Below are 13,197 nucleotides of genomic sequence, written 5' to 3' on the forward strand. Positions count from 1 at the left end.
GAAAGTGGCGTCGTCCGCCCGGAGGGCGGGGCCCCCGGCCGGACGGGACTTCCGGAACACGCCCTAGCGGCGGCGTCCCCCGCGGACCAGGGCGACGAGCCGTGCGGTCTGGTGGCGGCGGGCACGGGCGACCACGGCCAGCAGGGCGGCGAAGATGACCGGTGTCAGGGCGTACTGGCCGCCGAATACGGCCAGTTGGGTGACGAACGCCCCGGCCATCAGGCCGATCAGCGCCAGGGCCGAGGCCCCCGAGAGGATCGGGATCACCAGCGCGACGGCGCCGGCCAGTTCCAGGCCGCCCACGGCGTACATGAACCAGTCGCCGAAACCGATCCTGTCGAAGGACTCGGCCGCGGAGGAGTGCCCGACGAGCTTGGGCGAGGCACTGGGAACGGCGAAGAAGAGGGCGAGGACGATCTGGAGCACCCGTACGCCGATGTCCGCGCGGCGGCCGAGCGCGGCGGTGACGGTGGGCGCGGCGGACGGGACGGGCGCGGCGGGCGTCGTGTGAGCGGTCATGCCGGTCTCCTCGAAGGACGTGAGGCTTTCCGTGTCGTTTCACAGAGGCAGACCGGAGCCGGGCCCGGAACTCATCGCCGTTCGGGCCTTGTTCTCACCCAGGTTCCGTCGTCCGTCAGCAAGGTCTCGACGGTGAGCCCCGCCTCGTGGAGACACCGCTGGAACTCCTCGTTCGTCAGGGGACGTGACCGGAAGGTCTGTGTCCAGCGTGCGTCGGGGAAGAGGTACTCGGCGGTCACGGAGTTCACTCCGTCACCGACGGGCTCGGACGAGGCGATCCGCACCGTGTATCCGGCCGGGTCGACGCGCTCCCGCGGCACGTTCCTGTGCCAGTCCGGCCCTTCCCGCTGGATCAGTACGCATCCGTCGTCCTTGACGTGCCGTCGGCAGGCCGCCAGCATCCCGTCGCGCACCCGCGGATCACCGGTGTGCACGAGGAACGACGCCAGCATCACGACGTCGAACGTCTCGTCCAGCCGCAGTGTCTCGATCGGGCTCCGTACGGTCCTCGCCTCCGGTACGCGCGCGTGGACCTGGTCGAGCATCTCGGCCGACTCGTCCACGGCCGTGACGCGGAAGCCGCGCTCCACGAGCGGGCCGGTCACCCGCCCCGCCCCGCTGCCCAGTTCGAGGAGGGTGGCGCCCGCGGGGACGGCGGCGGCGACGATGTCGGGTTCGTCGCCCACCGACAGGCGGGTGTACAGCTCGACCGCGCAGCCGTCGGGTGTGATCGCCCCGGGGCCGGTCCCTTGGTGTCCCTCGCGCATCCGTCCGCTCATGTGCGGGGAACGAGGCGGCCCCGACCGCCGTTCCCGGTGCGCACGGGAGCCATGACGCTCACAACGGGAACCAGCCATGTCCGCCGTACCAGTGGTGACCGGCCAGCAGGTGCCCGCCGACGGCCCGTTCCAGCGTCGTCCGGCGCGGCAGTCGCGCGGCGGGGAGTCCCGGGTCGCCGAAGACGAAGCCGACCGTGGCGGCGTCGTCCGCCTCCGTTTCCTCGTACGCGGTACTGAACCGGTCCTGGAAGCGGACGATGTTGGAGCCGGCCGGGAGGTACCGGCGCAACTGGGGGTCCAGGAGCCAGGAGTGGCAGACGGCGACGCGGTACGGCTGCTCGGGGAAGTGCCGTGCGAAGAAGGCCCGGGCGCGGGCGAGGGAGGCGTCGCACGCCCGCGGGGTGAGCGGACCGAGGAAGTCGGGGATGTGCAGGCTGAGGCAGGGGTCGCCCGGCCCGAGCGGCAGGCCCGCGGCGGCGACGGCCGATCCGGTGCGCCTCCCGAGCCCGGCCCGCTGGAACTGCAGCCGCCCCAGCTGGTAGATCTCGCCCCGGAAGTGCAACCGCGGCCAGCCGGGCGCGGTCAGTCCGCCGCAGCCGTGCCGCCTGCGGTGCACCGCGATGTGCCGTCCCAGATCGGCCAGGGTCCGCCGGGACACCTCGTCGGGCACGCCGCGCTCCCGGTGGTAGGCGCGGGTGCGGGGGTACGCGGCGACGTACACGAACACCGGGAAGTACCGCCCGAGTGCGCCCTCCCCCTGGGGGGCCTCCGGCACATGGTCGCCGCCCCCGACCACCCCCATGTCCCGCAGGAGCCCCCGCAGGGCCTCCTCCAGCCGTGCGGTCCACGCCGCATCGCCGAGGAGCCGCGTCCGCAGGGCGAGGAGTTCCGCCACGTCCTCGTGCGGCACGGCGAGATCGAGCAGCACCTCGGGCAGATCGTCGCTGCGCAGTACGTCGAGAGCATCGGTCGCCATCACGGCCTCCCCCACGGGTGATCGGGCGTCGCTCCGGGGTACACGCTCCATGGGAGCATCATCATGAGGCGCACGGGCAGTGAACCGACGACCGCACGCAGTCCGCTCCGCTTCCGGTTCTGGCTGAGTGTGTGGGGTCTCGTCTGGGCGGTGGCGGGAACGACCGCGTTCGCCCTGGCCGGCCGCCCCGGCTGGGCCCTGGCCTGCGGCCTGCTGTTCCTGCTCGTCACGGCCGACCTGGTGATGATCCTCCGCCATATGCGGCAGGGCCCCCACTACCAGCCGGGCCGCGACGTCCCGCCGTACGACCCGGACGACCGCCCCCGGTAGCCGTTCACGCGGCGGACGGGCGGGTCAGTCGGCCGGGTCGAAACGGGCCGCTTCGAGGTATTCCGGTTTGGGGTCGAGCGCGGCTGCCAGCCGGAAGTGGCGGGTGGCCAGTTCCGGGCGGCCGGAACGCTGGAAGGTGCGGGCCAGGGCGTAGTGGGCGAAGGCGTTGTCCGGCTCCCGTTCCAGAACGAGCTCGAATTCCAGCTCGGCCGGGCGGAGTTGCGCGGCCGCGAAAAAGGCGCGGGCGCGCAGGAGACGGGCGGCGGTGTTCTCCGGGTGGGCCGCGATCACCGAGTCGAGCAGCTTGACGGCACCGCGCGGGTCCCGGGCGGCGAGGAGCTGCTCCGCCGCGCGGTAGTCGATGACGTGGGTCTCCGGGTTGCTGTGGGCCACGGTCGCTTCCTTCCCTGCTGCTGGGGCGGTTCAACACCCCGGGCGCCGGAGCTATTCCGTCAGCGGGTGTCCGCCGCCCGCCCGGTGAGTTCCGCCCAGACCTTGCGGACCTGGGGCTCCAGCGCCTCCAGGGGGCCGTCGTTGTCGATGACGAGGTCCGCGACGGCCCGCCGCTGCTCGCGGGTGGCCTGTGCGGCCATCCGGGCGGTGGCCTCGGCCTCGGTCATGCCGCGCAGGCGTACGAGCCGCTCCAGCTGGGTCTCCGGGGCGGCGTCGACGACCACGACGACGTCGTACAGCGGCGCCAGTCCGTTCTCGGTGAGCAGGGGGACGTCGTGGATCACCACCGCGTCGGATGCGGCTCCGGCCTCCAGCTCGGCGGAGCGGGCGCCGACGAGCGGGTGGACGATCCCGTTCAGCGTGGCCAGCCGCTCGGGGTCGGAGAACACGATCGAGCCGAGCTTCGGCCGGTCCAGGGTGCCGTCCTGGCGGAGGATCTCCGGCCCGAAGGCCGCCACGACGGCGTCGAGCCCGGGCGTTCCGGGCTCGACCACCTCACGTGCGATCCTGTCGGCGTCGATCAGCACGGCTCCGTACGAGACGAACAGCCGCGACACTTCGCTCTTGCCGGCACCGATTCCGCCGGTCAGCCCCACCTTCAGCATGACTGGAAGCTTAGACCGCGGCCCCGGCCGTCAGACGTCGCCCTCGCGCTCCGCCAGGAAGCGTTCGAACTCGCGGCCGATCTCGTCCGCGGACGGCAGGTCGACCGGCTCGGCGACCAGGCTGCCGCGGGTCTCCGCACCGGCCATCGCGTCGTACTGGTGCTCAAGGCCCTGGACGAGCGCGACCAGTTCCTCGTCACCCTCGCCGATCTGGCGTTCGATCTCGGTCTGGGTGCGCTGTGCCTCGGTGCGCAGGGCGTGCGCGACGCCCGGCAGGACCAGTCCGGTCGCGGCCGTGATCGCCTCCAGGGCGGTCAGCGCGGCGTCCGGGTAGGCGGAGCGGGCGACATAGTGCGGGACGTGCGCGGCGACGCCCAGCACATCGTGTCCCGCCTCCATCAGTCGGTATTCGACCAGCGACTCGGCGCTGCCCGGCACCTGCGCCTCGTCGAAGGGGCTGCGGTGCCCGGGCATCAGGTCCGTGCGGTTGCCGTGCGGCGTCAGGCCGACCGGGCGGGTGTGCGGGACGCCCATGGGGATGCCGTGGAAGTTGACCGAAAGGCGTACGCCGAGCCGCTCGACGATCTGCCGCACGGCGGCGGCGAACCGCTCCCACTCCACGTCGGGCTCGGGCCCGGAGAGCAGCAGGAAGGGCGCCCCGGTCGCGTCCTGGACGAGGCGGAGCTCGATGCCCGGCGTCTCGTACCCCGTCCAGCGGTCGCGCCGGAAGGTGAGCAGCGGACGGCGGGCCCGGTAGTCGACGAGCCTGTCGTGGTCGAAGCGGGCCACCACCTGGTGGGGCAGCGCGTCCAGCAGGTTCCCGACGATCTGCTCGCCGGTCTCACCCGCGTCGATGTATCCGTCGAAGTGGTAGAGCATGACCAGGCCGGCCGACTCCTGTGCCAGCGCCATGTCGACGACGGCCAGGCCCTTCGGCTCCCATTCGTACAAACCCTGCGGATCAAGCACGGTTACCGCTCCTCCTCGTGTCCGTAGGGAGAACGTCACTCGCCGTGCGGGCATTCCCGCGCGGGGTGCGCGACGGCCGGGAAAGCCGGGAGATGCACAGGTGAAACGCACGGAGGCCCGCCCCCTTGCGGGGACGGGCCTCGTGTTACCGGCTAGTGCCGGGCGGTGAGTGAGCCGGGGCTCAGCTCTGGCCGCCGGCCAGCTTCTCGCGGAGGGCAGCCAGGGCCTCGTCCGACGCCAGGGCGCCGGAGTTGTCGTCCGACTCCGAGGAGTACGAGCCACCGGTCGGCGCGGCGGCCGGAGCGGCGGCGCCACCCTCGGCAGCGGCGGCCTCGTCGGCCTCGCGGGACTTGATGACCTGGGCCTGGTGCTGCTCGAAGCGCTGCTGCGCCTCGGCGTACTGGGTCTCCCAGGCCTCGCGCTGCGCCTCGTAGCCCTCGAGCCAGTCGTTGGTCTCGGGGTCGAAGCCCTCGGGGTAGATGTAGTTGCCCTGGTCGTCGTAGGACGCGGCCATGCCGTACAGGGTCGGGTCGAACTCGACCGAGGCCGGGTCGGCACCGAAGGACTCGTTGGCCTGCTTCAGCGAGAGGCTGATGCGACGACGCTCGAGGTCGATGTCGATGACCTTGACGAAGATCTCGTCGTTGACCTGGACGACCTGCTCCGGGATCTCCACGTGGCGCTCGGCCAGCTCGGAGATGTGGACCAGACCCTCGATGCCCTCGTCCACGCGGACGAACGCACCGAACGGAACGAGCTTCGTGACCTTACCCGGGACGACCTGACCGATCTGGTGCGTACGGGCGAACTGCTGCCACGGGTCCTCCTGCGTCGCCTTCAGCGACAGGGAGACACGCTCGCGGTCCATGTCGACGTCGAGAACCTCGACGGTGACCTCCTGGCCGACCTCGACAACCTCGGACGGGTGGTCGATGTGCTTCCAGGAGAGCTCGGAGACGTGGACCAGACCGTCGACGCCACCCAGGTCCACGAAGGCACCGAAGTTGACGATCGAGGAGACCACGCCGGAGCGGACCTGACCCTTCTGCAGGGTCGTGAGGAAGGTCTGGCGGACCTCGGACTGGGTCTGCTCCAGCCAGGCACGGCGGGACAGGACCACGTTGTTGCGGTTCTTGTCCAGCTCGATGATCTTGGCCTCGAGCTCCTTGCCCACGTAGGGCTGGAGGTCGCGGACACGACGCATCTCGACGAGGGAGGCCGGCAGGAAGCCACGGAGGCCGATGTCGAGGATGAGACCACCCTTGACGACCTCGATGACGGTACCGGTGACGATGCCGTCCTCTTCCTTGATCTTCTCGATGGTGCCCCAGGCGCGCTCGTACTGGGCACGCTTCTTCGAGAGGATCAGGCGGCCTTCCTTGTCCTCCTTCTGGAGAACCAGGGCCTCGATCTCGTCGCCGACCTTGACGACCTCGTTCGGGTCGACGTCGTGCTTGATCGAGAGCTCGCGGCTCGGGATGACACCTTCGGTCTTGTAACCGATGTCGAGCAGGACCTCGTCCCGGTCGACCTTCACGATGACGCCGTCGACGATGTCGCCGTCGTTGAAGTACTTGATCGTCTCGTCGATCGCGGCGAGGAAGGCTTCCTCGTTACCGATGTCGTTGACCGCAACCTGCGGGGTGGTGGCGGTGGTCTCGGTGCTGCTCGTCATGTGGGAAAGGGCTCCGGTACGGACATTGAAGTCGTAGGCACTGCTACGCCGAGAGCCCGTATCGCAGCTGCAGAAGCCGGACAGCCTAGGAAGCGCCGGTCCCGGTGACGGGGGCGCCTCGACAACCGAGGGGACATACAACAGATGCGAGCGCGGCCTGCTCCGTCTGAGGCGCGCAGGCCCGCAGCGCAACCTTTAGCATACGGGGGCAGCCGGAGACGGTCAATGCGCGAAGGCGCACACCCGGGGCGAACGTCGCAAACCCGGCACAATTAAAGTTTCCCAAGGCCATCGGCCTCGGCCCACCCCACTCGGCCAACAGCCGTGGGCCATCGGCCATTGCGGCGCCGGCGGACCCGCCGAGCGCCCTTGTGCGCAAACTACAACGGGCGGGCGGGATGATCCAAGAGTACGAGCCTGAAGCGACTCGGCGCGACGCGGGGGACGCGGAGAGCAACCGGGCAAGCCGGGGCTGGTGGGACCGCAACGCCGACGAGTACCAGTCGGAGCACGGCGCGTTCCTGGGGGACGACCGGTTCGTGTGGGGCCCCGAGGGGCTGGACGAGGCCGAGGCGGGGCTGCTCGGCGAGGTCACCGGCCTCGACGTGCTGGAGATCGGGGCGGGCGCCGCCCAGTGCTCGCGCTGGCTGGCCGCGCGGGGTGCCCGGCCGGTCGCGCTGGACCTCTCCCACCGGCAGCTGCAGCACGCCCTGCGGATCGGCGGGGACGTGCCCCTGGTGGAGGCCGACGCCGGTGCTCTGCCGTTCCGTGACGCCTCCTTCGACGTGGCGTGCTCGGCGTACGGGGCGGTGCCGTTCGTGGCCGATCCGGTGAAGGTGTTTCTGGAGGTGCGCAGGGTGCTGCGCCCCGGAGGGCGGTGGGTCTTCTCCGTAACCCATCCGATCCGGTGGGCGTTCCCCGACGAGCCGGGGCCCGAGGGGCTCTCGGTCGCCGCCTCCTACTTCGACCGCACCCCTTATGTGGAGCAGGACGAGGAGGGCCGCGCGGTGTACGTGGAGCACCACCGGACCATCGGTGACCGGGTGCGCGACGTGGTGGCGGGCGGGTTCCGGCTGGTGGACCTGGTCGAGCCGGAGTGGCCCGCCTGGAACAGCCAGGAGTGGGGCGGCTGGTCCCCGCTGCGGGGCAATCTGATCCCCGGCACGGCGATCTTCGTGTGCGAGCGCGCGTGATCCGTGACGAGGGCCTCGCCCTGCCCGTACGCGGTGCCCTGCCCGCCCTGGAGCGTGCGCTGGACGGGCACGGCGCCGCCGTGCTGTGCGCGCCGCCCGGCACCGGCAAGACGACGCTCGTGCCGCTGGCGCTGGCCGAACGGGGCGCCCGGGTGGTCGTGGCCGAGCCGCGGCGGATCGCGGCGCGCGCGGCGGCCCGGCGGATGGCGTGGCTGCGGGGCGAGGAGGTCGGTGGCGCCGTCGGGTACACCGTGCGCGGGGACCGGGTCGTCGGGCGGCAGACGCGCGTGGAGGTGGTCACCACCGGTGTGCTGCTCCAGCGGCTGCAGCGGGACCAGGAACTGGCCGGGGTCGACGTCGTGATCCTGGACGAGTGCCACGAGCGGCATCTGGACGCGGACACCGTCGCGGCGTTCCTTCTGGACGTGCGGGAGACCCTTCGGCCCGATCTGCGGCTGGTGGCCGCGTCGGCGACGACCGACGCGGAGGGGTGGGCGCGCCTTCTCGGCGGTGCCCCGGTGGTGGAGGCGGTCGGGGTCTCCCATCCGGTCGAGGTGGTGTGGGCTCCCCCGCCGTCGGCCGTGCGGCCGCCGCACGGGATGTTCGTGGATCCGGCGCTGCTGGCTCATGTGGCGTCGGTGGTCCGGCGGGCGCTGGCCGAGCACCCGGGCGACGTGCTGTGTTTCCTCCCCGGCCTCGGCGAGATCGCGCGGGTCGCGGGGCTGCTGGCCCCGGTGGACGCCGAGGTGCTCCAGGTGCACGGCCGGGCACCGGCGGCCGTGCAGGACGCGGTCCTCGCGCCGGGCGGGCGCCGGCGGGTGGTGCTGGCGACGTCCGTGGCCGAGTCCTCGCTGACGGTGCCGGGTGTACGGGTCGTGGTCGACTCGGGTCTGGCACGCGAGCCGCGGGTGGACCACGCCCGCGGGCTCAGCGCGCTGACGACCGTACGGGCGTCCAGGGCGGCCGCACGGCAGCGCGCGGGCCGCGCGGGCCGCGAGGCGCCGGGTGTGGTCCACCGGTGCTGGGCGGAGGCGGAGGACGCGCGGCTGCCGGGCTTCCCGTCCCCGGAGATCCAGGTCGCGGACCTGACGGCGTTCGCGCTGCAGGCGGCGGTCTGGGGGGACCCCGAGGCGTCGGGGCTGGCCCTGCTCGATCCACCACCGGCCGGGGCGATGGCCGCGGCGCGGTCGGTGCTGACGGCGGTCGGCGCGGTGGACGGAGCGGGGCGGGTGACCGGGCGCGGCGCCGCGATGTCCCGGCTGGGGGTGCATCCGCGGCTGGCCCGCGCGCTGCTGGACGGGGCTCCGCGGGTCGGGGTCCGGAAGGCCGCGGAGGTGGTGGCACTGCTGAGCGAGGAGCCGCCGCGCGACTACGGCGACGACCTGGCCGGCGCCTGGCGTGCGGCGCGCCGCGGCGGTGACGCCTACGGGGCGCGCTGGCGGCAGGAGGCGGACCGTCTGCGGCGGGCCGTCGCCGGCGTCGCGGAGACGAGCGGGTCGGCGGGAGGTCAGGCGGACGGGGCTTTCGCCCGGGGCGACGGGCGGGGCGGAGGGACCGACGACTTCGTGGCGGGGCTGGTCGCCGCACTGGCGTTTCCCGAGCGGGTCGCGCGCGCCAAGGGGGACGGCTCGTTCCTGATGGCCTCCGGGACCGGGGCGGGTCTGGCGGAGGGCTCCCGGCTGCGGGGGTCGGCGTGGCTGGCGGTGGCCGTGGCCGACCGGCCGGCGCACTCCGCGTCCGCGCGGGTGCGGCTCGCCGCCGTCGTGGACGAGGACACCGCGCGGGCGGCGGCCCGGCATCTGCTCGTCGCGGGCGAGGAGGTCCACTGGGAGGACGGTGATGTCGTCGCGCGGTCCGTGGAGCGACTGGGCGCCGTCGAACTGGCCGCACGGCCGCTCCGGGACCCCGATCCGGCTCTGGTGCGCGCCGCGCTGCTCGACGGGCTCGGGCGCGAGGGGCCGGCGCTGCTGGGCTGGTCGCGGGACGCCGCCGAGCTGCGGCGGCGGCTGGCCTTCCTGCGCCGGGAGCTCGGCGAGCCGTGGCCGGACGTCTCCGACGCCGCGCTGCTGGAGCGGTCCGGTGAGTGGCTGGAGCCGGAGCTGTCGCGGGCCCGGCGCAGGGCGGACCTGGGCCGGCTCGACGCCGGCGAGGCGCTGCGGCGGCTGCTGCCGTGGACGACCGGTGAGGCGGCCCGCCTCGACGAGCTGGCGCCGGAGCGGATCGAGGTGCCGAGCGGTTCACGCGTCCGGGTGGAGTACGGCGAGGGACAGCCCGTCCTGGCCGTGAAGCTGCAGGAGATGTTCGGCCTCACCGAGACGCCCCGGGTCGCGGGCGTGCCGGTCGTGGTGCACCTGTTGTCGCCGGCCGGTCGCCCGGCCGCCGTCACGGCGGACCTGGCGTCCTTCTGGCGCGACGGGTACCGCTCCGTGCGGGCCGAGCTGCGCGGCCGCTATCCGAGGCATCCGTGGCCGGAGGATCCGGCGACGGCGGAGCCGACGCGCCGGACGAACGCGCGCCGCTGACGGCCGGGCGCCGTGACCGGGCCTCCAGGTACAGGGACAGCGCCAGCAGCCCGGTGCCCAGGAGCAGGAACCCCCACGGCAGGTACGAGGTCATCAGCAGCACCAGCTGCCGCTGCGAGGCGACGAGGCCGACGGTGTGGTCGATGTAGTCCTCGCGCATCCTCACGTGGCCGGCGAACGCGGTGACCTTGTCACGGCCGCCGAGCAGGGTGCCGCCGCGGAGTTCCTCCCGGTGGATCTCCTCGCCGTTGACCGGGGCGCCGGTGACCGGCTCCACCCAGAACATGCGCTTGGTGGTGTACCAGCGGGTGGTGCCGGTCTGCTCCTCCAGCTTGGTCGAGTCGATACCGGGCAGCGGCATCTTCCTGGGGTAGGGGACCTTCGTCCACGGGACGGTCTGTTCGAAGTAGTAGACCTCCAGACCCCGGAAGGTGCGGGTGCCCTTGTAGTGGATGGGCGCGGAGGTGCGGGTCTGGGCGTCGAAGTACTCGTAGTCCCGTCGTTCGGTGAGGAAGGGCCATTTGAACTCGATGCCCTCGCGCCGGACCGGGTCGCCGTCGACCGATTCGCCGGTCGCGTGGACGGGGGCCTGGGTGTGGGCGTCGAAGATGTAGCGCTCGGGGATCTGGGAGACCGTCTTCCCGTCGGGCCCGACGACGTGGGAGAGCGAGTCCCAGACGACCACGTCCCGCCCGGCGTCCCGCTCGATCTTCCGGGACTCCTCCACATTGCCCTTGAGGGTCTGGACGATGGTGACCTTCTCGACCTGCCGGGCCTCCATGGTGTCGTACTGGAGGAGGGTCGCCGGCGTCGCCTCCAGGACCATTTCCTGGTACTGGCCGGCCGGGATCTTGACCAGCCGGGGAAACGCGTACCAGCGCAGGGTGGGCGCCATGGCGGCGAAGCAGACGGCGAGGGCGAGGAGGACGAGGCTGGCTCTGCGGCGCATGGCGGCTGCTCCTACTTCCGGGGCCCCGGGACGGTGGTGAGCAGCGGTTCGGGCGAGGTCTCGCCCTCCGGCGCGAGGTTCGCCACCGAGAGGAGCAGGACGAGCAGGAGGACGGGGGCGAGCCCGATGGCGGCGGCTGCGAGGGCGCGCATGGTGGGCCTCCCGGTACGCATGACTGATGGGGCGTCAGGGAGGGTGCACCGTAGCAATGGAGCCGTGAGATGAGAACAGCTCGTGCCGCCCCTCCACGCGGGAGGGGCGGTACGTGTGCCGCGAGGGCGGCCGGGCGAGGCCGCGGGGTGGTCAGGCGACCTTGAGCTCGACGGTCAGCGTCGCGCCGCCGGCGGTGGTGAGACGGAGCAGGAAGGTGCCCGTCCGCCCGTCGGCGAAGACCTTGGGGAGCTTCAGGACGCCATTGGCGTCGGTCTTCAGGTCCTTGAGCTCGCGGACCGGGTTGCCCTGTTCGTCCTTGAAGTAGGGGCCTCCGTCGTTGACGGCCGGGTCCTCCGCCGACGTGATCATGGTGGCGGTGACGGCGACGCCCGCCGCGGCGGCTCCCTTGTAGGTGGCCTTCACCTCGACCGGCTCGGCGAACTCGGTGTCCGGCCGGGCGGTCAGCTCCTTGTCGCCGGTACGGGTGAGGGCGTCGGCCTGGCGGGTGGTGACCTCGGCGGTGTAGTCGAGGCCCGGGATCGGGCGGCCCACGACGGTGGCCCGCACGGTGAACTCGCCGGTCCGCTCGCCCGCCTGAAGAGCGGGGGCGACGGCGGTGCCCGTGGCGCCGGTGATGACAGTGACCTTGGTGGCCCCGTCCGGGAAGCGGGTGTCCGTCGCCCCGATGATCTCGAACGCGATGCTGACCCGGGAGACCGGCTTGCCCGCGGCGTCGACCGCCACGACCTCGGGCCGCTCGGCGAACGGGGTCCCCGCGGTCGCGACGAGCGCGCCGGTGCCGGCGTCCTTGACACGGACGACGGTCGCGGCGGGTGACGTCGGGGTGGGGGTCGCCGGCGGTGTCGGCGTGGGCGTGGGCTTGGCGGGGGCCGGCGTCGTGGTGGAGGGCGCGGGCTTGGACGGGCTCGGCGAGGGGCTCGTCGGCGTGCTGGGCCGCGGTCCCGGGGTGGTGCCCGAGGGGCTCGGCGTCGGCGTGGGGGTGGGGATGACGAGATCGTCGTCGCTGCGGTCGACCGGCAGGACGCCCGTGCCGTCCGGCACCTCGTGGCTGCCGTTCTTCTTGTAGTACTCGAACCAGGACAGGACCGTGCGCAGGTACTCGGTCGAGCGGTTGTAGCTCAGGATCGCCTTGTCGAGGTCCGACTTGACCGCCAGGTCGCGGTCGTTGGCGCACAGGTACATACCGGCGGCCTGCGCGGCGTCGTAGATGTTGTTGGGGTCCTTGCGGCCGTCGCCGTTGCCGTCCTGGCCCCAGGTCGCCCAGGTGGACGGGATGAACTGCATGGGGCCGACGGCGCGGTCGTGCGTCGAGTCGCCGTCGTACGCGCCGCCGTCGGTGTCGGAGATGTTCGCGAAGCCGACGCCGTTGAGGACCGGACCGAGGATGGGGGTGAGTGTGGTGCCGTTGCCGTCGACGCTGCCGCCGCGCGCCTGGCCGGACTCCACCTTGCCGATGCCGGCGAGGAGCTGCCAGGGGAGGTTGCAGCCGGGGTCGGTGAGCTTGAGGTGCTCCTCGGCCTGCCGGTAGGCGGCGAGGACGGTGGCGGGTATGCCCGCCTCGGCGGGCCCCGTGACGACCGGAAGGCCGGTGGGGGCGCCGGGCTTGTCCGGCGTGTTGAGGGGCGGCAGGTCGGTGTAGTACGGGGAGTTGCCGGTGGCCGAGCCGTCGGACGGCGAGGCCGAGTCGCCCGCCTGCTGGTCCGAGCCGGTGCCACCGCCGAGGGAGGGAGTCACTCCGGGTGCCTGCGAGGCCGAGAGAGCCGCCACCGCCGCCGCTGCCACGGCCGTGGTCGTGGCCCCCTTGCGCAGTCGGCGGCCGAAACGCGCTGCCATATGTTGGTCCCTCCCCATGGGCGACGGTCCGCCCGTCGGCGGTCCTCCGCGCTCCCCAGCACGAACTCAGGCGACCCTACGTCAACTCCGACCGCTGAGACACCGGGCCCTGACCGTTTTTCACGCTTTCGTCACCTGCGAATCGCCCGGAATCCGGACTCCGAACGTCGCGCATACTAAGCGTCATTGAACACGGGTAAGGAATTCGGGGGATACGGTC

Annotated in this window: 12 protein-coding genes and 1 pseudogene; 3 read left to right on the top strand and 10 right to left on the bottom strand. The window is 72.6% G+C overall.

The features are described 5' to 3' along the window. Window positions 1-63: 63 nt before the first annotated feature. The 3 genes from ACY34K_RS00915 to ACY34K_RS00925 all read right to left on the bottom strand — a co-directional run bounded on the left by ACY34K_RS00915 (window position 64) and on the right by ACY34K_RS00925 (window position 2,274). A complete protein-coding gene (locus ACY34K_RS00915; protein WP_462741926.1) occupies window positions 64-519 on the bottom strand; it encodes a DoxX family protein in 456 nt (151 codons plus the stop codon). Window positions 520-590: 71 nt separating this feature from the next. Next, window positions 591-1,286, bottom strand: coding sequence for a class I SAM-dependent methyltransferase (locus ACY34K_RS00920; protein ID WP_462741929.1), 696 nt, complete (start codon window positions 1,284-1,286; stop codon window positions 591-593). Between the two features lie 70 nt (window positions 1,287-1,356). Then, window positions 1,357-2,274, bottom strand: a complete 918-nt coding sequence (locus ACY34K_RS00925; RefSeq protein ID WP_462741932.1) for an acyltransferase domain-containing protein — start codon at window positions 2,272-2,274, stop codon at window positions 1,357-1,359. Window positions 2,275-2,337: 63 nt separating this feature from the next. Here ACY34K_RS00925 and ACY34K_RS00930 point away from each other — a divergent pair, with 63 nt between their 5' ends. Further along, window positions 2,338-2,604, top strand: coding sequence for a DUF6343 family protein (locus ACY34K_RS00930; protein ID WP_462741935.1), 267 nt, complete (start codon window positions 2,338-2,340; stop codon window positions 2,602-2,604). Between the two features lie 24 nt (window positions 2,605-2,628). Here ACY34K_RS00930 and ACY34K_RS00935 read toward each other — a convergent pair whose 3' ends face one another. The 4 genes from ACY34K_RS00935 to rpsA all read right to left on the bottom strand — a co-directional run bounded on the left by ACY34K_RS00935 (window position 2,629) and on the right by rpsA (window position 6,306). Continuing rightward, window positions 2,629-2,997, bottom strand: a complete 369-nt coding sequence (locus tag ACY34K_RS00935; protein ID WP_462741937.1) for a tetratricopeptide repeat protein — start codon at window positions 2,995-2,997, stop codon at window positions 2,629-2,631. Window positions 2,998-3,056: 59 nt separating this feature from the next. After that, window positions 3,057-3,662 carry a dephospho-CoA kinase gene (gene coaE, locus ACY34K_RS00940; RefSeq protein WP_462741940.1) on the bottom strand — a complete coding sequence of 202 codons (606 nt, stop codon included), beginning with the start codon at window positions 3,660-3,662 and terminating at the stop codon, window positions 3,057-3,059. A gap of 30 nt (window positions 3,663-3,692) precedes the next feature. Next, on the bottom strand, window positions 3,693-4,631 hold the full coding sequence (locus ACY34K_RS00945) for a PAC2 family protein (protein ID WP_462741943.1): 939 nt from the start codon (window positions 4,629-4,631) through the stop codon (window positions 3,693-3,695). A 181-nt stretch (window positions 4,632-4,812) separates the two neighbouring features. Continuing rightward, complete coding sequence (rpsA, locus tag ACY34K_RS00950; RefSeq protein WP_318107465.1) at window positions 4,813-6,306, bottom strand: 30S ribosomal protein S1; 1,494 nt, start codon at window positions 6,304-6,306, stop codon at window positions 4,813-4,815. Between the two features lie 398 nt (window positions 6,307-6,704). Between rpsA and ACY34K_RS00955 the strand changes: the two genes are divergently transcribed. Together ACY34K_RS00955 and hrpB are read left to right on the top strand one after the other, a co-directional pair. Next, window positions 6,705-7,499, top strand: coding sequence for a class I SAM-dependent methyltransferase (locus ACY34K_RS00955; protein ID WP_462741947.1), 795 nt, complete (start codon window positions 6,705-6,707; stop codon window positions 7,497-7,499). A gap of 80 nt (window positions 7,500-7,579) precedes the next feature. Next, window positions 7,580-9,955, top strand: a pseudogene (gene hrpB, locus ACY34K_RS00960) (ATP-dependent helicase HrpB); the annotation flags it as partial. On the opposite strand, the gene ACY34K_RS00965 reads toward hrpB, so the two are convergent. The 3 genes from ACY34K_RS00965 to ACY34K_RS00975 form a co-directional block, all read right to left on the bottom strand. Continuing rightward, window positions 9,882-10,970 carry a PorA family protein gene (locus ACY34K_RS00965; protein WP_462741950.1) on the bottom strand — a complete coding sequence of 363 codons (1,089 nt, stop codon included), beginning with the start codon at window positions 10,968-10,970 and terminating at the stop codon, window positions 9,882-9,884. The pseudogene hrpB and the gene ACY34K_RS00965 sit on opposite strands and share 74 nt — an antisense overlap. An 11-nt stretch (window positions 10,971-10,981) precedes the next feature. Then, entirely contained in the window at window positions 10,982-11,122 is a 141-nt protein-coding gene (locus ACY34K_RS00970; RefSeq protein WP_462741953.1) for an SPW_0924 family protein, read from the bottom strand. Between the two features lie 151 nt (window positions 11,123-11,273). Continuing rightward, window positions 11,274-12,977 carry a lytic transglycosylase domain-containing protein gene (locus ACY34K_RS00975; RefSeq protein ID WP_462741956.1) on the bottom strand — a complete coding sequence of 568 codons (1,704 nt, stop codon included), beginning with the start codon at window positions 12,975-12,977 and terminating at the stop codon, window positions 11,274-11,276. Window positions 12,978-13,197 lie beyond the last annotated feature (220 nt).

This window comes from Streptomyces sp. STAM6, assembly GCF_054963715.1.